We start from the raw sequence: 16,224 nt of genomic DNA on the forward strand, positions 1-16,224 counted from the left end.
CTACTACTTTCGTTGCAAATAAATTAACATGATTAAAAAAATACTCTCAACCCTATTAATTGTTGCTCCTTGCTGTGTTATCACAGGTTTCGCACAAACAAAACAAGCTACGAAGGATACAACAAAAACAGTAATTATCTTTAATAATGGATCTTCTTCTATTCCCAAAAAAAGCTATTCTGCAGGTAATAATATCGTTAAAATAGACCCAATTGGATTCATTTTTGGTAAGATCCCGATTTCTTATGAGAGAAGACTATCCGATTTATTCAGCGTTCAGTTAAGTGCTGGTATAACTTCTAAGAATTATCTTCGCTCAGTTTGGGAGGAAGGTTCTACAGAACCAGCTGGAAGCAATTACACCTATGACGATGCGGCACCCTCTGGATTTGAAGATGAAACTGACGGGTTATATAATTTTGATCATAGAACGGCTTCTTTAGGTTACACGATTGGCTTACAGCCTCGTGTTTATATTAGTGAGGAAGCATTGGAGGGTTCTTTTTTTGGCCTGGGATTAAATATGGCTAGATTTAATTTTAGCACGCCTGGCTTGGTGAAGGGTTCATCTGGTAATACGTTAACTGGTTCGGCAAAAAATGAATATGAAAACATTAAAGATGTTACGGTATATTTTGGTTGGCAAAGGCTTTATGACAGACTCAGTTTAGAATATTCTACTGGTATTGGGCTTAGGAAAGTAGATGGAGTGAAATATCGTGCAGGAGGCTCTAATGGTAGTTTTTATGAGTCACTTAGCAGTTATTCAAAAAAAACTGGTGTGAATTTTGAAATAAGTTTTAAACTTGGATTTCAGTTATAATAACTTAATTAAATTGTATGGCCTTTGTATTCAATGGAGTACAAAGGTTTTTTTTGCCTATTTTCCAGAGACTTATCCAATAAATTTACCTAGAACTAGGTATTCTGTTTCCGCTCATTTTTGATTTATATTTATTCGTTAAATACATCCTTAATAAATATTATTATGAAAAAATCTTTTTTAAGCTTACTGTTTTTGTTAACGATTGTTTTTGCACACGCTCAAAGTCAAGTTCTTTTTAATACTTCTTTAGAAACCGTAACAGTTTACAGGTCTGGAGCTGAACTAAATCATACCGTTAGGGTTAATTTGCCTGCAGGGTCAAGTGAAATTATTTTAGGAAATATTGCAAATACAATTGATCAAAATAGCATTCAGTTAAGTGCACCTGTAAATGTGACTATTCTTTCTACAACTTTTGTTAGGGATTATTTAAAGACCGAAAATAAAAGTGCCGCTTATGTTAAAGTTGAAGACAGCTTAACTATTGCAAAAAAGGATTTAAACGCTATTCAAAATAAAAAAGCGGTTGATGAAAATTTACTTGTTTTGTTAGATAAAAACCAAACCGTTGGGGGTGTTAGTAGTGGCTTGAGTGTAGCTGAGCTTATTAAAATGGCTGATTATTATAAGACAAAACAGTTAGATCTAAAGAATAGTATTTATGGATATCAGGTTTTAGAAACGAAACAGCAAGCTAAAATAAGTAAGCTTCAACAACAGTTAAATGAATTAAGTACAGATAAGTCTGGAACAAAGGGACAATTGTTATTACAAGTTGTTACTAAGGAAGCAACCACTGCGGTTTTTAACTTAAGCTATCTTTCGCCAAGTGCATCATGGGTTCCATTTTATGATTTGAGAGCAGAGAATACTGCTACACCATTAAAAATTGTTTATAAAGCTAATGTGGTTCAATACACAGGTGTGGATTGGAAGAAGGTTAAGCTTAGCTTATCAACGGCTACTCCATCACAAAACGGAACGGCGCCCTTGCTTTCTGCTTGGTTTTTAAGATTTGGTTCTCCCAACACTTACAGAAATCAAAGTATGCAAAATACCGTTCAAACGATGGAAAGTAGAGCGCCCATGAAAACTGCTAGCAATAGACAAACAGCAGATGATGTAGATAGAAATTTAGCAACCGCAAACAATAATATATTAAACACATCATTTGATTTAGATATTCCTTATGACATTCTATCAAATAGTAAGGCGCATAGTGTCACTTTAAATACTTATAATCAGCCGGTAAATTATAAGTATTATAGTGTACCTAAGTTAGAAAGCGATGCTTTTTTACTAGCGGAAATTGCTAATTATGAAAAACTTAATTTATTACCTGGTGATGCGAACATCATTTTTGAGAATACTTATGTTGGCAAGTCTTTCATAAATCCTAACGCAACTACCGATACTTTAAATTTAAGTATGGGTAGAGATAAGAAAATAGTAGTTAAACGTGAAAAGGTTGCAGAACAAAGTGGAACAAAACTATTAGGCTCTAGTAAAAAACAAACTTTTACTTATGAAATTAGGTTAAGAAATGGCAAAAGCGAGGCGGTGAATTTATTACTAAAGGATCAGTATCCTGTTTCTACAGATAAGAGTATTGAAATAGAATTGATAAGCGCTGATGGTGCTAGCATTAATACTGAGACAGGAGTTTTGACTTGGAAATTAACCTTAAAGCCTGGTGTTACGGAAAAAGTAAGAATTAGCTATTCAGTTAAATATCCAAAAGATCAGACGATAGAAAATCTTTAGATTTTTATAGCACTAAATTGTAGACTTGTTCTTCTTGGTAAGCTTATTAAATGCAATCATAAATAAACCAACTACAAAAAACGCAATCACCATAAAACCAGAATTTATAAGAACCTTTTGATAACCTATTTTATTGACATCTAAGAACGGATAAGGATACCAGCCTACGACATGACCTCTTATTAAAGAGTAAATTAGGTAAGCCAGTGGGAAATACGCCCAGACTAAACCATCTACCCAATTCAATAGGCCTTTTGGAATATAAATTAGCCAATACACAACATAGACAACAGGTACTGCAACGTGTAATAAATTATCCACTACCAATTGCCAACCTGTGGGCGACCAGATTCCTCTTAAAACCAAATTGTAAACCAACCCTACTATAAAAATATAAAGTGCTATTGCTGATTGAACTTTAACCAAAGAAAAGTATTTTCCTAGGGTGGTGTTTGGGAAGAACAAAGAGGAGGTAAGACTGAGAGCTACTAAAATATTGCTTAAAATGGTAAAATAACTGATGAAATTAAAAAAGCTTCCATTGGTTAAATAAAGCTGAAGTATGATTGCAAACCAGGTAATTAAGCTTAAAAAAGCTTTGAAAAATTTCTCTATTGGGTTTGTGGGTTTGTTTTGCATAATGAATGATGAATACCTAAGTTCGGTATCTTATTTTATATTTTAAAACTTTGATGGATTAAGGTTTTGTAAATTTGACAGGAACTGGCTTTCACTTATAAACCCGATATACGTGGAAAGTGAAGTGTCGGTCTGAGCGCCGCCTGCCGGACGGGCAGGTTGTCGAAGACTTCACGAGCTTGGAACATTAGCGGGACTGCATAAGCCATTAGTTGCTGACAATCATTTTCTAAAAAAAGTCTTGGGTCTAACGTCAATAGTCTTGGGTCGTTTACTTGAGCTTATAAGTAATACTTACCGCTTATAACTTATTGAACACCTTTTGTTTTGCCATTTTTTGAATGAGATTGCTTTATGCTTTGCAATGACGAAATAGAGAAATAAAAAAATCTCTGTCAAAGCCTTGATTATCACAAATTAAGTTCCTACTTTTGCAGTCCCTTAATGTGGCCTTGTTATAGGCTGGCCATTATGGGAAGTTTTTAAATAAAATAGAAAAAACAAAAAGCAAGAAATGCCAACCATTCAACAATTAGTTAGAAAAGGTAGAGTAGCACTGGAGTTCAAGAGTAAGTCTCCGGCGTTGGACAGCTGTCCACAGCGAAGAGGTGTATGTACACGTGTATATACTACTACCCCTAAAAAACCAAACTCAGCAATGCGTAAAGTTGCCCGTGTACGTTTAACCAATGGAAAAGAGGTGAATGCCTATATTCCTGGAGAAGGTCACAACTTACAAGAGCACTCGATCGTGTTAATTCGTGGTGGTCGTGTTAAAGATTTACCAGGTGTACGTTACCACATTATCCGTGGTGCATTAGATACATCAGGTGTAGCTGGTCGTAACCAACGTCGTAGTAAATATGGCACTAAGCGTCCTAAGCCAGGACAAGTAGCTGCAGCGCCAACTAAAGGAAAGAAAAAATAATTAGGAGGAAACAGAAATGAGAAAATCAAAACCAAAAAAGAGAATTATTCTTCCTGATCCTAAGTTTAACGATGTTCAGGTTACAAGATTTGTAAACAATATGATGTTTGACGGTAAAAAATCTATCGCTTACTCTATTTTTTATGATGCAGTTGAAATAGCTGAGAAAAAAACAAGTGAGAACGGATTAGAAATATTTAAACGTGCTTTAGTAAATATCAGCCCAGCAGTAGAGGTTAAATCTCGTAGAGTTGGTGGTGCAAACTTCCAAGTACCTACTGAGGTAAGGCCAGATCGTAAAATTGCTTTAGGCATGAAATGGTTAATCACTTACGCTCGTAAACGTGGTGAAAAAACCATGAAAGAAAAATTAGCAGGTGAAATTGTTTCAGCAGCTAAGGGTGAAGGTGCAGCAGTTAAGAAAAAAGAAGATACGCATAAAATGGCTGAGGCTAACAAAGCGTTCTCACACTTCAGATTTTAATCTAAAGTAACATAGATATAAAGACTACACCGATTATTTGCAATATTAATAATCGGTGTAATCATTTAAAAATCGCAGTAATCATTTAAAAATAATGTCAAGAGATTTAAGATTTACAAGAAATATCGGAATTGCTGCTCACATTGATGCGGGTAAAACCACAACAACTGAGCGTATTCTTTATTATGCTGGTGTTAGTCACAAAATTGGTGAGGTGCATGAAGGTGCTGCAACAATGGACTGGATGGCACAAGAGCAAGAACGTGGTATTACCATTACTTCTGCTGCTACAACTGTTAATTGGAAATATAGAAACCAAAATTATCATATCAACATTATCGATACACCGGGGCACGTAGATTTTACCGTAGAGGTAAACCGTTCGTTACGTGTATTAGATGGTTTGGTGTTTTTGTTTTCGGCGGTTGATGGTGTTGAGCCTCAATCTGAAACTAACTGGCGTTTAGCTAACAACTATAGTGTTGCACGTATCGGTTTCGTTAACAAAATGGATCGTTCTGGAGCAGACTTCTTAAAAGTTGTTAAACAAGTTAAAGATATGTTAGGTAGTAATGCAGTTCCATTGCAATTACCTATCGGTGCTGAAGATTCATTTACAGGTGTTGTTGATTTAATTAACAACCGTGGTATTGTTTGGAATGAGCATGATAAAGGTATGACCTTTACAGAAGTGCCAATTCCAGAAGATATGTTAGATGAGGTTGCTGAATGGAGAGAGAAATTATTGGAATCTGTTGCAGATTACGATGAGTCTTTGATGGAGAAATTCTTCGAAGATCCAAACTCTATTACTGAGCGTGAAATTTTAGATGCTTTACGTGCAGCTGTATTAGATGCTAAAATTGTACCTATGGTTTGTGGTTCATCTTTCAAAAACAAAGGTGTACAAACTATGCTTGATTATGTGATGGAATTATTGCCGTCGCCTATGGATAGCGAAGGTGTAATTGGAACTAACCCAGATACAGGTTTAGAGGTTTTACGTAAACCAAGTGAAAAAGAACCTTTTGCAGCTTTAGCATTTAAAATTGCAACAGATCCTTTCGTAGGTCGTTTATGTTTTATCCGTGTATATTCGGGTAACCTAGAGGCAGGTTCTTACATTTACAATGCTCGTTCAGAAAACAAAGAACGTATTTCTCGTATCTTCCAAATGCATGCAAACAAGCAAAATCCAATTCCTAATGTAGGTGCTGGTGATATTGCTGCGGTTGTAGGCTTTAAAGATATCAAAACAGGAGATACACTTTGTGAAGAGAAAAACCCAATCATCCTTGAGTCGATGAACTTCCCTGAGCCAGTAATTGGTTTAGCAATTGAGCCTAAAACTCAAGCGGATGTTGATAAATTAGGTATGGGCTTATCTAAATTAGCTGAAGAAGATCCTACATTTAGAGTTCAAACTGACGAAGAAACTGGTCAAACAGTAATTTCTGGTATGGGTGAGCTTCACTTAGATATCTTAATTGATCGTTTAAAGCGTGAATTTAAAGTAGAGGTTAATCAAGGTGCGCCACAAGTGGCTTACAAAGAAGCTATCTTCGGTACAACTCAACACCGTGAAACTTATAAGAAACAATCTGGTGGTCGTGGTAAATTCGCGGATATCCAAGTTGTTATTTCACCAATTGATGCTGATTACGAAAAAGGTGGTTTACAATTCGTAAACGAAATTACAGGTGGTTCAATTCCACGTGAGTTTATCCCTTCAGTAGAAAAAGGTTTTGCATCAGCAATGTCTAATGGTGTGTTAGCTGGTTATCCACTTCCTGACATGAAAGTACGTTTGATTGATGGTTCATTCCACGCAGTCGATTCAGATGCTTTATCATTCGAGCTTGCTGCTAGAATGGCATATCGTGAGGCTTTACCTAAATGTAAGCCAACTTTGATGGAGCCAATCATGAAAATCGAAATCCTAACCCCAGAAGAAAATATGGGTGATGTTATCGGTGACATGAACCGCCGTCGTGGTCAACTTTTAGGTATGGATACTCGTAATGGATCTCAAGTAATTAAAGCAACTGTGCCTTTGTCAGAAATGTTTGGTTATGTAACTCAGTTACGTACAATCACTTCTGGACGTGCAACTTCAACAATGGAATTTGATCATTATGAAGCAGCACCTAAAAACGTGCAAGATGAGGTAATTGCTAAATCTAAAGGAAAAGTAAAATCTGAAGATTAGTACATAGATATTAGTATTTAGTAGTTAAATGAATTTGTCTAACTACTAAATACTAACTACTCAAAAATAAATCCGATTGCTTGTTATTAATAGCTCTAACAGGTAATCATAATTAAAATAGAACATGAGCCAAAGAATCAGAATTAAATTAAAATCTTACGATTACAACTTGGTAGATAAATCTGCTGAGAAAATCGTTAAAACTGTTAAACCTACGGGTGCAGTAGTTAGCGGACCAATTCCGTTGCCAACAGAAAAGAAAATCTTCACTGTTTTGCGTTCACCACACGTAAACAAAAAAGCACGTGAGCAGTTTCAATTGTGTGCTTATAAACGTCTTTTAGATATTTATAGCTCTAACTCTAAAACTGTTGATGCATTGATGAAACTTGAATTGCCTAGCGGTGTTGAAGTAGAAATCAAAGTTTAATGATTTTATAGTCAAAAAAAAGGTCCTTGAAATTTTCAAGGACCTTTTTTATGCGAAATGATTTTTTAAGTCTGAAATCTTATTTTCCCTTACTTTTCATTTCTTCAATAATATTGCGCTCATCTTGGAGCTCTCTAGCTAGCTTTCTTTGTTGTTCATTTGATTTGGCCTTGTAAGCTTGAAATTCAGTAGAGATTTCGTCATAAAGTTGTGTTCTATGTTTAGCTTCTAAAATGTTTTTAGCAGACCTAGCTACAACCACAAATAATGCTATGGCAAGTACAAGGATTATGGACCAAACAATGATATTGTAAGTTCCTTTTGTAAACGATAAACCTAAAAAGTTAATTTCGTCAATCTTGGCGTTAGTGTTATTAAGCGTAGTTTCCTTTCCATCAACTTCAGTTCGTAAGGTTGTTATTGTCTTTTCGTGATCTGCCGCTTGAGTTTTTACCTTGTTTAGTTCTATTCTTTCCTTTTTCAAAGTGTCAAGGGCACTTTGCCAAACTGTGGCTAAACGACCAGGGTTAATCAGTTTATAGCCATTTATAGATTTAGACCGTGATAGCATAAATTGGTATTGTCCATTTAAGCTAAAGTCTGTGTTTTTAACAGTGTCCACATATCTGCGTGGTAATATGTATTTTTTTACTGGAGTTTGTTTTTTTACTGGAACTTGTTGTGTCTTTGCTGCACTTTGAGGAGAAGTGATGGGCCCCTGTGAGAAGGTATTTTGAGTGAGTAAACTCAAAACTAAAATACTTGTAATGGTAATTAACCTTTGTTTCATAGCAATTGTTACGTTGTTAATTTAACAATTATAATGAAAAAATATTGTGTTTTCACATTGATTGATGGTGCAACAACAATATTTTTGATAGTAAAAATCGCTCTTAAATCTATTAAATACACCTTTTTGGTAGTTTACTAAATGAAAATTTATTTAGGTTAAGCAAAGTAAGGAGGTATATTTGCAGCGATGACGGTTTTACTATTTACCATTATTGTTTTACTAGGAGCATTTGTTGCTGGACTATTAGGTTCACTAACAGGATTGGGTGGTGGTGTAATCATTATCCCTTTATTAACCTTAGGTTTGGGTGTTGATGTTCATTACGCCATAGGAGCTTCAATTATTTCTGTAATAGCGACCTCTTCAGGTTCTGCTGCTGCCTATGTAAAGGAAGGTATAACTAATATTAGGATAGGAATGTTCTTGGAAATAGCAACAACTATTAGTGCCATTGTAGGGGTTGTAATTGCAACTTATATCAAGGCAGATTATATCATTGTTATTTTTGGATTGATTTTATTGTTTTCTGCATTTATGATGCTTAGAAAAAAGATAGACCACTCAAACAATGAACAAACCAGCGTTCTTGCTAACTATTTTAAGTTAAATGGCAGTTACCCTGTAGATGGCCAACAAAAGCAATATGCAGTTCACCACGTGGTTGGTGGTTTTGCAATGATGTTTGTTGCTGGTACCTTATCTGGCTTGTTGGGAATAGGTTCTGGCGCATTAAAAGTTATAGGGATGGACAACATTATGAAAATCCCTTTCAAAGTCTCTACCACAACCAGTAACTTTATGATGGGTGTAACGGCCGCTGCGAGTGCGTTGGTTTATTTACATAAAGGTCAGATTGACCCTACTATTGCAATGCCGGTAACAATAGGCGTAATAACTGGGGCAACTATTGGTGCTAAAATTTTAATTAGAACCAAAACTGATAAGTTGAAATTAGTTTTCGCAGTAGTGGTGGTGTTTTTGGCTTTACAAATGATTTATAAAGGATTAACCGGCGTAGCATGAGTAAACAGATAAAACATTATTTAGGTGATAGAGATGTTCAACTCATACTCGGAACCCTGCTTCGTGTTGGTGTGTTGGTGTCTACGGCAATTGTAATTATTGGGGGTGTTGTTTTTTTATCGACCCAAACAAATCAGATCGTGTCTTTTGAAAGTTTTAAGCCCGAACAAGCAAAATTTTCTTCAGTTGCAGAAATTTTTAATGGTTTGAAGAGCGTAGATGGTCTCGCCATTATTCAATTTGGAGTACTGTTATTGATCTTCACGCCAATTGCTAGAGTAGTTTTTTCCATTTTTAGCTTCTTGATGGAAAAAGATTACATGTATGTGCTCATTGGCATAATCGTATTGTGTGTGATTATCACCAGTTTATATCTAGATATAGCTCATTAAAGCACTTTTTAAGACTTTAACTCTAATGCTAAGAAAAATAATCGCAATTATTTGAAATTATTTTGAGCTAACTATTTGAATATTAAGAATTCTTTCCTATTTTTGCCCTCCCTTAACGGGAATGTATATCCACCTTGAACGAAGCCCTACTGCTTCGATGGGTGTTAAATTTAAAATAGAAAATGTCAGGTATTATTGGAAAAAAAGTAGGAATGACCAGCATTTTTGACGCCGAAGGAAAGAATATTCCTTGTACGGTGATCGAAGCTGGACCTTGTGTTGTAACACAAGTTAAGACCGAAGAGAAAGATGGCTATGTTTCAGTCCAACTGGGATATGATGAAGCCAAAGAAAAAAACACTACTCAGCCTTTAAAAGGTCACTTTGCGAAAGCAAGTACAACTCCAAAACGCAAGTTGGTAGAATTCCCTCAGTTCCCTGAGTCACTTAGTTTAGGTGATACAGTAACTGTAGATGTATTCGCTGAAGGCGATTTCGTTGATGTTGTTGGTACCTCAAAAGGTAAAGGATTTCAAGGTGTAGTTAAACGTCACGGTTTTGGTGGTGTGGGTGGTCAAACTCACGGTCAGCATAACAGGTTGCGTGCACCAGGTTCATTGGGTGCTGCGTCTTATCCAGCTCGTGTATTCAAAGGAATGCGTATGGCGGGTAGAACAGGTGGAGACAGAGTAAAAGTTCAAAACTTACAAGTGTTGAAAGTTTATGCTGAGCAAAACCTTATTGTAGTTAGTGGTTCCATTCCAGGAGCTAAAGGTTCTTACGTAATCTTAGATAAGTAAGCAGATGGAAGTTAAAGTAAAAAACATTGCAGGAAAAGAGACAGGTGCCAAGGTGCAACTTCCTGAGTCGGTATTTGGTATTACACCAAGCGACCACGCGATTTATTTAGATGTAAAACAGTATTTGGCTAACCAACGTCAAGGAACTCACAAATCTAAACAACGTAACGAAATTGCTGGTTCAACCCGCAAGTTATATAAACAAAAAGGTACAGGCGGTGCACGTGCCGGAAGCATTAAATCTCCATTGTTCAATGGTGGTGGTCGTGTTTTTGGTCCACAGCCAAGAGACTATAGTTTTAAATTGAATAAGAAATTAAAATCATTAGCACGTAAATCAGCTTTATCATATAAAGCAATTGATAACAACGTGGTAGTATTAGAAGATTTTACTTTTGATAGCATTAAAACTAAAAACTATATCAATTTGGTTAATGCATTAGAATTAGCTGGAGAGAAAACATTGTTAGTTTTGCCTGCACAAAATAATAATATCTATTTATCAAGCAGAAACATTCAGAAAACTAAAGTTACTACTGCGGATCAGTTAAATACTTATGATGTATTAAACGCAGGTAAACTTTTGTTCACTGCAGATTCGCTTAAAACATTGGAGGAGGCATTTGCCAAGTAATATGGAAATTTTACAAAAACCAATATTAACCGAAAAAGCTTCTGCATTAACTGAAAAAGCTAACCGTTTTACTTTCAGAGTAGATCACAGAGCTAACAAGTTGCAGATTAAATCGGCCATCGAAAAAATGTACGGAGTTAACATTATTGCCTTAAACACAATGGTTGTTGTAGGTAAGTTAAAATCTAGAAACACTAAAGGTGGTATCGTATCGGGTCGTAGCCCGAAATATAAAAAAGCTATTGTAACATTGAAAGATGGCGAAACAATAGATTATTACGCGAATATTTAATAAGAATTGAATAATTTATAACTATGGGCTTAAGAAAATTTAAACCAGTCACTCCGGGAACCCGTTTTAGGGTGGGCGCAAGCTTTTCGGAGATTACAGCAACCAAGCCCGAAAAATCATTGGTTGTATCTTCTAAGAAATCGGGAGGTCGTAACAATACAGGAAAGATGACAATGCGCTACATGGGCGGTGGTCACAAAAAATCTTACCGTTTAATTGATTTTAAACGTGATAAGTTTGATATCCCTGCAACAGTAGCTACTGTTGAGTACGATCCAAACCGTACCGCTCGTATTGCATTATTGCACTACGTAGATGGCGAGAAGCGTTACATTATTGCTCCTGAGGGATTGCAAGTAGGACAGACAGTGCTTTCGGGTGACAAAGCTACTCCAGAAGTAGGTAACACTATGAAATTGGCAAATATTCCTTTGGGATCTATTGTACACAATTTAGAAATTCATCCAGGTAAAGGTGCTCAATTGGCACGTAGCGCAGGTGCTTATGCACAGCTTGCGGCTAGAGATGGTAAATATGCAACTATTAAAATGCCATCAGGTGAAGTAAGATCTATCTTAGTTACTTGTTTAGCTACGATTGGTGCAGTTTCTAATTCTGATCACGCTAACGAAGTATTAGGTAAAGCAGGACGTAGCCGTTGGTTAGGTCGTCGCCCTAGAACTCGTCCAGTAGCGATGAATCCAGTGGATCACCCAATGGGTGGTGGTGAAGGTCGCTCTTCAGGTGGTCAACCTCGTTCAAGAAACGGTGTTTACTCTAAAGGCTTCAAAACCCGCTCACTTAAAAAATACTCAAATCGTTTCATCATAGAGAAAAGGAAGAAATAATGGCTCGTTCGATAAAAAAAGGACCTTATATTGACCATAACGTAGAGAAAAAAGTAGTCTCTATGAATGATTCAGGCAAGAAGTCTGTGATCAAAACTTGGTCTCGTAGATCAATGATATCACCAGATTTTGTTGGTCATACATTTGCAGTACATAACGGTAATAAATTTATACCGGTATACGTAACAGAAAACATGGTTGGTCACAAGCTGGGAGAGTTTGCTCCAACCAGAACATTTAGGGGTCACTCTGATAAAAGAAAATAATTAAGAGATGGAAGCATTAGCGAAATTAAACAATTGTCCAACCTCACCACGTAAAATGCGTTTGGTTGTAGATCTAATCAGAGGTGAGCGTGTAGAGAAAGCATTAAGCATTTTAAAGTTTACCAATAAAGAAGCAGCAATAAGAGTTGAAAAACTTTTATTATCAGCTATTAAAAATTGGGAAGCTAAAAATGAAGGTTCTCGCCCTGAAGAAAACCAATTATTCGTGAAAACGATAATGGTAGGCGGTGGTCGTCAATTAAAAAGATTAAGACCAGCTCCTCAAGGTCGCGGTTATAGAATACGTAAGCGTTCAAACCACGTAACCTTGGTAGTAGATAGTAAGAACGTTGAAACTAAAACTAATTAACAGAAATGGGACAAAAAGCACATCCAATAGGTAACAGGTTAGGAATCATCAGAGGATGGGATTCTAATTGGTTCGGAGGCAACAACTATGCTGATAAATTAGTTGAAGACGAAAAAATAAGAAAATATCTTTCTGCACGTATTGCAAAAGGTGGTGTAGCTAAAGTAGTAATTGAGCGTACGTTAAAACGTATCACTGTTACTATCCATACAGCTCGTCCAGGTATTGTAATTGGTAAAGCAGGTGCTGAGGTAGATAAAATCAAAGAAGAGTTAAAGAAATTGACTAAAAAGGAAATTCAAATTAACATTTTCGAGATTAAACGCCCAGAACTTGATGCACAATTAGTTGCAGAAGGTGTTGCAAAACAGTTAGAAGCTAGAATTTCTTTCCGTAGAGCAATGAAAACCACTATCGCATCAACAATGCGTATGGGTGCAGAAGGTATCAAAATTATGACTTCAGGTCGTTTAGGTGGTGCTGAGATGGCTCGTAGCGAACAGTATAAAGAAGGAAGAATTCCTTTGCATACTTTCCGTGCTGATATTGATTATGCATTAGCAGAAGCTTTAACTACTTATGGTAAAATAGGTGTTAAAGTATGGATCTGTAAAGGTGAAGTTTACGGTAAACGTGATCTTTCTCCAAACATCGGTGCTGCGAGCAATGCTCCAGGTAAAGGTGGCGACAGACCTCAAGGCGCTTTCGGCGGTAGAGATAACAGAGGTGCTGGCGGAGACAGAAGGAATGACAAACGCCCAGGTGGTGGTCGTCCGGGTCAAGGCGGTGCTGGTGCAGGAAGAGATAATAAAGGTGGTGGTGCCAACAGAGGTCCACGCAAATAGTTAACAAGATCGTTTAACGATAATATTAAAATAAAATGTTACAGCCAAAAAGAACGAAGTTCAGAAAGATGCAAAAAGGCAGAATGAAAGGTTTAGCAACTCGTGGTGCTGAATTATCATTTGGTTCTTTCGGGATTAAATCTTTAGAGGCAACTTGGATTACAAGTCGCCAGATAGAAGCAGCCCGTATTGCGGTAACTCGTTTCATGAAACGTGAAGGTCAAGTTTGGATTAGAATATTCCCGGATAAACCGGTAACTAAAAAACCAGCTGAGGTACGTATGGGTAAAGGTAAGGGTGCTCCAGAATATTGGGTAGCCGTTGTTAGACCAGGACGTATAATTTTTGAAGCAGAAGGTGTTCCAATGGAAGTTGCCAAAGAAGCATTAAGACTTGCCGCTCAAAAATTACCAATTCAAACAAAATTTGTAGTACGTAGAGATTACGTAGAAGCATAAAAAAGTTTAGGGATCAATGTTGTAAATAACTTGTTGTTATAACCGCTAGACCCGAACATAAAAATTAATAAAATGAAGAACTCAGAAATCATAGGGCTTTCACAAGAAGAACTAGTAGCTAAGATTGCAGAAGAAAGAGAAAACTTGGTAAAGTTAAAATTTGCACATACAATTTCGGCTATTGAAAATCCTACCCGTATCAATAAGGTAAGAAAAGATATTGCCCGATTAAACACTGAATTGACTAAGCTTAAAGCTCAGTCTGCAACTGAAACTAAATAACTTTAGAGTCGAAATGGAAAGACAATTAAGAAAAACAAGAACCGGGTTGGTGGTAAGCAACAAAATGGAAAAATCTATTGTTGTGGCGGTTGAGCGTAAAGTGAAACACCCGATCTATGGTAAGTTTGTTAAGAAAACTACCAAATTTATGGCTCATGACGAGAAAAACGAATGTGGTATCGGTGATACTGTATTAATACAAGAAACTCGTCCGCTGAGTAAAAACAAGAACTGGAGATTAGTACAAATTTTAGAAAGAGCTAAATAAGATGGTACAACAGGAATCACGATTAAACGTAGCCGATAATAGCGGCGCAAAACAAGTACTGGTTATCCGTGTGCTTGGTGGAACTGGCAAAAGATATGCTTCTATAGGTGACAAAATTGTTGTTACTGTAAAAAGCGCTTTGCCATCTGGTAACATTAAAAAAGGAACAGTTTCTAAAGCAGTTGTAGTAAGAACCAAAAAAGAAATCAGACGTAAGGATGGTTCTTATATTCGTTTTGATGACAATGCAGCAGTATTGTTAAATGCACAAGACGAGCCACGTGGTACACGTATTTTTGGCCCGGTTGCAAGAGAGCTGCGTGAAAAACAATTCATGAAAATTGTATCATTAGCACCGGAGGTATTATAATATGAAAAAAGAAGTAACACAAGCCAAAGTAAAAATCCGTAAAGGAGATTTAGTAAAGGTTATAGCTGGCGATTCAAAAGGCCAACAAGGTAAAGTACAAGAAGTGCTTGTTGCCAAAAGTAGAGTTATTGTAGAAGGTATTAACCTTGTATCAAAACATACTAAACCAAATGCTGCTACACCAAATGGTGGTATAATTAAAAAAGAAGCTGCTCTTCATATTTCTAACGTACAGTTAGTTGATCCAAAATCTGGTAAAACTACTCGTGTTGGTCGTAAATTAAACGCTGACGGAAAATTAGTTAGAGTTGCTAAAATATCAGGGGAGGAAATCAAATAATGGCATACGTACCAAGATTAAAAAGCAAATATAAAGAGGAAATTGTAACTGCTCTAAAAGATAAGTTCAATTACAAAAGCATAATGCAAGTTCCTAAATTAGAGAAAATTGCCATCAACCAAGGTGTTGGTCGTTATTCTGTAACTGACAAAAAAGTTATGGATAGCTCTATCTTAGAAATGAGTACAATTGCTGGTCAACAAGCTGTAGGTGCAAAATCTAAAAAAGATATCTCAAACTTTAAATTACGTAAAGGTATGCCAGTTGGTGTAAGAGTAACTTTACGTGATAACAACATGTATGAGTTCTTAGACAGATTAATTTCTGTAGCTTTGCCTCGTATCCGTGATTTCAAAGGTATCAATGATAAAGGATTTGATGGAAAAGGTAACTATACTTTAGGTATTACTGAACAAATCATTTTCCCAGAGATTAACATCGACAAAATCAATAAGATTTTAGGTATGGATATTACGTTTGTAACGTCTGCTACTACTGATGTTGAGGCATTGGAACTTTTAAAACAATTTGGATTACCATTTAAAAATCAAAAAACAGAGCAATAATGGCAAAAGAAGGTGTAAAAGCTCGCGAAATTAAGCGCCAAAAATTGGTTGCTAAATATGCAGACAAGCGTGCAGAATTAAAAGCTGCAGGTGATTACGAAGGATTAGATAAGTTACCAAAAAACTCTTCAGCTGTGCGTTTGCACAACCGTTGTAAGTTAACTGGTCGTCCTCGTGGATACATGCGTACTTTCGGTATATCAAGGGTATTATTCCGCGATATGGCTTTAGCAGGAAAAATTCCTGGAGTTAGAAAAGCTAGCTGGTAATAAAGAAGTTATAAGTTTGGAGTTATAAGTTGTAAGTTGTATTTTTGCAGCCCTTACAGCTTATAGCTCTTTAGCGTATAGCAAAGATTAGAATTTTAACCGATAGCAGGTCCCAAAGCTGGGTGGCA

Annotated in this window: 24 protein-coding genes; 22 read left to right on the top strand and 2 right to left on the bottom strand. The window is 36.3% G+C overall.

Annotated features, from left to right (window positions below; all coding sequences use genetic code 11):
• Positions 1-28: 28 nt before the first annotated feature.
• Both EZ428_RS20415 and EZ428_RS20420 read left to right on the top strand, forming a co-directional pair.
• A complete protein-coding gene (locus EZ428_RS20415) occupies positions 29-823 on the top strand; it encodes a hypothetical protein (protein WP_131555058.1) in 795 nt (264 codons plus the stop codon).
• 165 nt (positions 824-988) lie between these two features.
• Positions 989-2,590, top strand: a complete 1,602-nt coding sequence (locus EZ428_RS20420; RefSeq protein ID WP_131555059.1) for a DUF4139 domain-containing protein — start codon at positions 989-991, stop codon at positions 2,588-2,590.
• 12 nt (positions 2,591-2,602) lie between these two features.
• On the opposite strand, the gene EZ428_RS20425 is transcribed toward EZ428_RS20420, so the two are convergent.
• Positions 2,603-3,229 (bottom strand): Pr6Pr family membrane protein, encoded by a 627-nt coding sequence (locus EZ428_RS20425; protein ID WP_131555060.1) that lies wholly within the window; start codon positions 3,227-3,229, stop codon positions 2,603-2,605.
• Between the two features lie 514 nt (positions 3,230-3,743).
• Between EZ428_RS20425 and rpsL the strand changes: the two genes are divergently transcribed.
• The 4 genes from rpsL (at position 3,744) to rpsJ (ending at position 7,280) form a co-directional block, all read left to right on the top strand.
• Positions 3,744-4,157: a 30S ribosomal protein S12 gene (gene rpsL / locus EZ428_RS20430; RefSeq protein WP_008244597.1), complete on the top strand. Its 414-nt coding sequence runs from the start codon at positions 3,744-3,746 to the stop codon at positions 4,155-4,157.
• 16 nt (positions 4,158-4,173) lie between these two features.
• Positions 4,174-4,641, top strand: coding sequence for a 30S ribosomal protein S7 (gene rpsG / locus EZ428_RS20435; protein ID WP_131555061.1), 468 nt, complete (start codon positions 4,174-4,176; stop codon positions 4,639-4,641).
• A 94-nt stretch (positions 4,642-4,735) separates the two neighbouring features.
• Complete coding sequence (gene fusA / locus EZ428_RS20440; protein ID WP_131555062.1) at positions 4,736-6,850, top strand: elongation factor G; 2,115 nt, start codon at positions 4,736-4,738, stop codon at positions 6,848-6,850.
• Between the two features lie 124 nt (positions 6,851-6,974).
• Positions 6,975-7,280, top strand: a complete 306-nt coding sequence (gene rpsJ, locus EZ428_RS20445; protein ID WP_008244591.1) for a 30S ribosomal protein S10 — start codon at positions 6,975-6,977, stop codon at positions 7,278-7,280.
• 79 nt (positions 7,281-7,359) lie between these two features.
• Here rpsJ and EZ428_RS20450 read toward each other — a convergent pair whose 3' ends face one another.
• On the bottom strand, positions 7,360-8,070 hold the full coding sequence (locus EZ428_RS20450) for a hypothetical protein (RefSeq protein WP_131555063.1): 711 nt from the start codon (positions 8,068-8,070) through the stop codon (positions 7,360-7,362).
• 189 nt (positions 8,071-8,259) lie between these two features.
• On the opposite strand from EZ428_RS20450, the gene EZ428_RS20455 reads away from it, so the two are divergent.
• From EZ428_RS20455 to rpsN, 16 genes are all read left to right on the top strand, one after another.
• Positions 8,260-9,096, top strand: coding sequence for a sulfite exporter TauE/SafE family protein (locus EZ428_RS20455; RefSeq protein ID WP_131555064.1), 837 nt, complete (start codon positions 8,260-8,262; stop codon positions 9,094-9,096).
• Positions 9,093-9,488 (top strand): DUF1634 domain-containing protein, encoded by a 396-nt coding sequence (locus tag EZ428_RS20460; protein WP_131555065.1) that lies wholly within the window; start codon positions 9,093-9,095, stop codon positions 9,486-9,488. The genes EZ428_RS20455 and EZ428_RS20460 overlap by 4 nt, the downstream gene beginning before the upstream one ends.
• A 182-nt stretch (positions 9,489-9,670) precedes the next feature.
• On the top strand, positions 9,671-10,288 hold the full coding sequence (gene rplC / locus EZ428_RS20465; RefSeq protein WP_131555066.1) for a 50S ribosomal protein L3: 618 nt from the start codon (positions 9,671-9,673) through the stop codon (positions 10,286-10,288).
• A gap of 4 nt (positions 10,289-10,292) precedes the next feature.
• Positions 10,293-10,922, top strand: a complete 630-nt coding sequence (gene rplD / locus EZ428_RS20470) for a 50S ribosomal protein L4 (protein WP_131555067.1) — start codon at positions 10,293-10,295, stop codon at positions 10,920-10,922.
• A 1-nt stretch (position 10,923) separates the two neighbouring features.
• Entirely contained in the window at positions 10,924-11,214 is a 291-nt protein-coding gene (gene rplW / locus EZ428_RS20475) for a 50S ribosomal protein L23 (protein ID WP_131555068.1), read from the top strand.
• Positions 11,215-11,237: 23 nt separating this feature from the next.
• A complete protein-coding gene (gene rplB, locus EZ428_RS20480; protein WP_131555069.1) occupies positions 11,238-12,062 on the top strand; it encodes a 50S ribosomal protein L2 in 825 nt (274 codons plus the stop codon).
• Complete coding sequence (gene rpsS, locus EZ428_RS20485) at positions 12,062-12,328, top strand: 30S ribosomal protein S19 (protein WP_131555070.1); 267 nt, start codon at positions 12,062-12,064, stop codon at positions 12,326-12,328. The genes rplB and rpsS overlap by 1 nt, the downstream gene beginning before the upstream one ends.
• 7 nt (positions 12,329-12,335) lie before the next feature.
• Entirely contained in the window at positions 12,336-12,698 is a 363-nt protein-coding gene (gene rplV, locus EZ428_RS20490) for a 50S ribosomal protein L22 (protein WP_131555071.1), read from the top strand.
• 5 nt (positions 12,699-12,703) lie between these two features.
• Positions 12,704-13,543, top strand: a complete 840-nt coding sequence (gene rpsC, locus EZ428_RS20495) for a 30S ribosomal protein S3 (RefSeq protein ID WP_131555072.1) — start codon at positions 12,704-12,706, stop codon at positions 13,541-13,543.
• 35 nt (positions 13,544-13,578) lie between these two features.
• Entirely contained in the window at positions 13,579-14,001 is a 423-nt protein-coding gene (rplP, locus tag EZ428_RS20500) for a 50S ribosomal protein L16 (RefSeq protein ID WP_131555073.1), read from the top strand.
• A 72-nt stretch (positions 14,002-14,073) separates the two neighbouring features.
• The gene (rpmC, locus tag EZ428_RS20505; RefSeq protein WP_131555074.1) at positions 14,074-14,283 is read left to right on the top strand and encodes a 50S ribosomal protein L29; all 210 of its coding nucleotides are present in this window, start codon (positions 14,074-14,076) and stop codon (positions 14,281-14,283) included.
• 13 nt (positions 14,284-14,296) lie between these two features.
• Positions 14,297-14,551, top strand: coding sequence for a 30S ribosomal protein S17 (rpsQ, locus tag EZ428_RS20510; RefSeq protein WP_131555075.1), 255 nt, complete (start codon positions 14,297-14,299; stop codon positions 14,549-14,551).
• Position 14,552: 1 nt separating this feature from the next.
• Entirely contained in the window at positions 14,553-14,921 is a 369-nt protein-coding gene (gene rplN / locus EZ428_RS20515) for a 50S ribosomal protein L14 (RefSeq protein WP_041878524.1), read from the top strand.
• A 1-nt stretch (position 14,922) separates the two neighbouring features.
• Positions 14,923-15,261, top strand: coding sequence for a 50S ribosomal protein L24 (gene rplX, locus EZ428_RS20520; RefSeq protein WP_131555076.1), 339 nt, complete (start codon positions 14,923-14,925; stop codon positions 15,259-15,261).
• Positions 15,261-15,827 (top strand): 50S ribosomal protein L5, encoded by a 567-nt coding sequence (gene rplE / locus EZ428_RS20525; protein ID WP_131555077.1) that lies wholly within the window; start codon positions 15,261-15,263, stop codon positions 15,825-15,827. The genes rplX and rplE overlap by 1 nt, the downstream gene beginning before the upstream one ends.
• Positions 15,827-16,096, top strand: a complete 270-nt coding sequence (gene rpsN, locus EZ428_RS20530) for a 30S ribosomal protein S14 (protein ID WP_055130472.1) — start codon at positions 15,827-15,829, stop codon at positions 16,094-16,096. The genes rplE and rpsN overlap by 1 nt, the downstream gene beginning before the upstream one ends.
• Positions 16,097-16,224: the final 128 nt, after the last annotated feature.

The organism is Pedobacter frigiditerrae, assembly GCF_004331645.1.
Lineage (GTDB): Bacteria > Bacteroidota > Bacteroidia > Sphingobacteriales > Sphingobacteriaceae > Pedobacter > Pedobacter frigiditerrae.

Coding starts and splice junctions, on each gene's coding strand:
- rplP (WP_131555073.1), top strand. CDS start 13,579: ATGTTACAGCCAAAAAGAACGAAGTTCAGAAAGATGCAAAAAGGCAGA.
- rpsG (WP_131555061.1), top strand. CDS start 4,174: ATGAGAAAATCAAAACCAAAAAAGAGAATTATTCTTCCTGATCCTAAG.
- rpmC (WP_131555074.1), top strand. CDS start 14,074: ATGAAGAACTCAGAAATCATAGGGCTTTCACAAGAAGAACTAGTAGCT.
- rpsS (WP_131555070.1), top strand. CDS start 12,062: ATGGCTCGTTCGATAAAAAAAGGACCTTATATTGACCATAACGTAGAG.
- rplD (WP_131555067.1), top strand. CDS start 10,293: ATGGAAGTTAAAGTAAAAAACATTGCAGGAAAAGAGACAGGTGCCAAG.
- rplW (WP_131555068.1), top strand. CDS start 10,924: ATGGAAATTTTACAAAAACCAATATTAACCGAAAAAGCTTCTGCATTA.
- rplX (WP_131555076.1), top strand. CDS start 14,923: ATGAAAAAAGAAGTAACACAAGCCAAAGTAAAAATCCGTAAAGGAGAT.
- rpsL (WP_008244597.1), top strand. CDS start 3,744: ATGCCAACCATTCAACAATTAGTTAGAAAAGGTAGAGTAGCACTGGAG.
- EZ428_RS20460 (WP_131555065.1), top strand. CDS start 9,093: ATGAGTAAACAGATAAAACATTATTTAGGTGATAGAGATGTTCAACTC.
- rplE (WP_131555077.1), top strand. CDS start 15,261: ATGGCATACGTACCAAGATTAAAAAGCAAATATAAAGAGGAAATTGTA.
- rplN (WP_041878524.1), top strand. CDS start 14,553: ATGGTACAACAGGAATCACGATTAAACGTAGCCGATAATAGCGGCGCA.
- EZ428_RS20455 (WP_131555064.1), top strand. CDS start 8,260: ATGACGGTTTTACTATTTACCATTATTGTTTTACTAGGAGCATTTGTT.
- rpsN (WP_055130472.1), top strand. CDS start 15,827: ATGGCAAAAGAAGGTGTAAAAGCTCGCGAAATTAAGCGCCAAAAATTG.
- rplC (WP_131555066.1), top strand. CDS start 9,671: ATGTCAGGTATTATTGGAAAAAAAGTAGGAATGACCAGCATTTTTGAC.
- rplB (WP_131555069.1), top strand. CDS start 11,238: ATGGGCTTAAGAAAATTTAAACCAGTCACTCCGGGAACCCGTTTTAGG.
- rplV (WP_131555071.1), top strand. CDS start 12,336: ATGGAAGCATTAGCGAAATTAAACAATTGTCCAACCTCACCACGTAAA.
- rpsQ (WP_131555075.1), top strand. CDS start 14,297: ATGGAAAGACAATTAAGAAAAACAAGAACCGGGTTGGTGGTAAGCAAC.
- fusA (WP_131555062.1), top strand. CDS start 4,736: ATGTCAAGAGATTTAAGATTTACAAGAAATATCGGAATTGCTGCTCAC.
- EZ428_RS20425 (WP_131555060.1), bottom strand. CDS start 3,229: ATGCAAAACAAACCCACAAACCCAATAGAGAAATTTTTCAAAGCTTTT.
- EZ428_RS20450 (WP_131555063.1), bottom strand. CDS start 8,070: ATGAAACAAAGGTTAATTACCATTACAAGTATTTTAGTTTTGAGTTTA.
- rpsC (WP_131555072.1), top strand. CDS start 12,704: ATGGGACAAAAAGCACATCCAATAGGTAACAGGTTAGGAATCATCAGA.
- EZ428_RS20420 (WP_131555059.1), top strand. CDS start 989: ATGAAAAAATCTTTTTTAAGCTTACTGTTTTTGTTAACGATTGTTTTT.
- rpsJ (WP_008244591.1), top strand. CDS start 6,975: ATGAGCCAAAGAATCAGAATTAAATTAAAATCTTACGATTACAACTTG.
- EZ428_RS20415 (WP_131555058.1), top strand. CDS start 29: ATGATTAAAAAAATACTCTCAACCCTATTAATTGTTGCTCCTTGCTGT.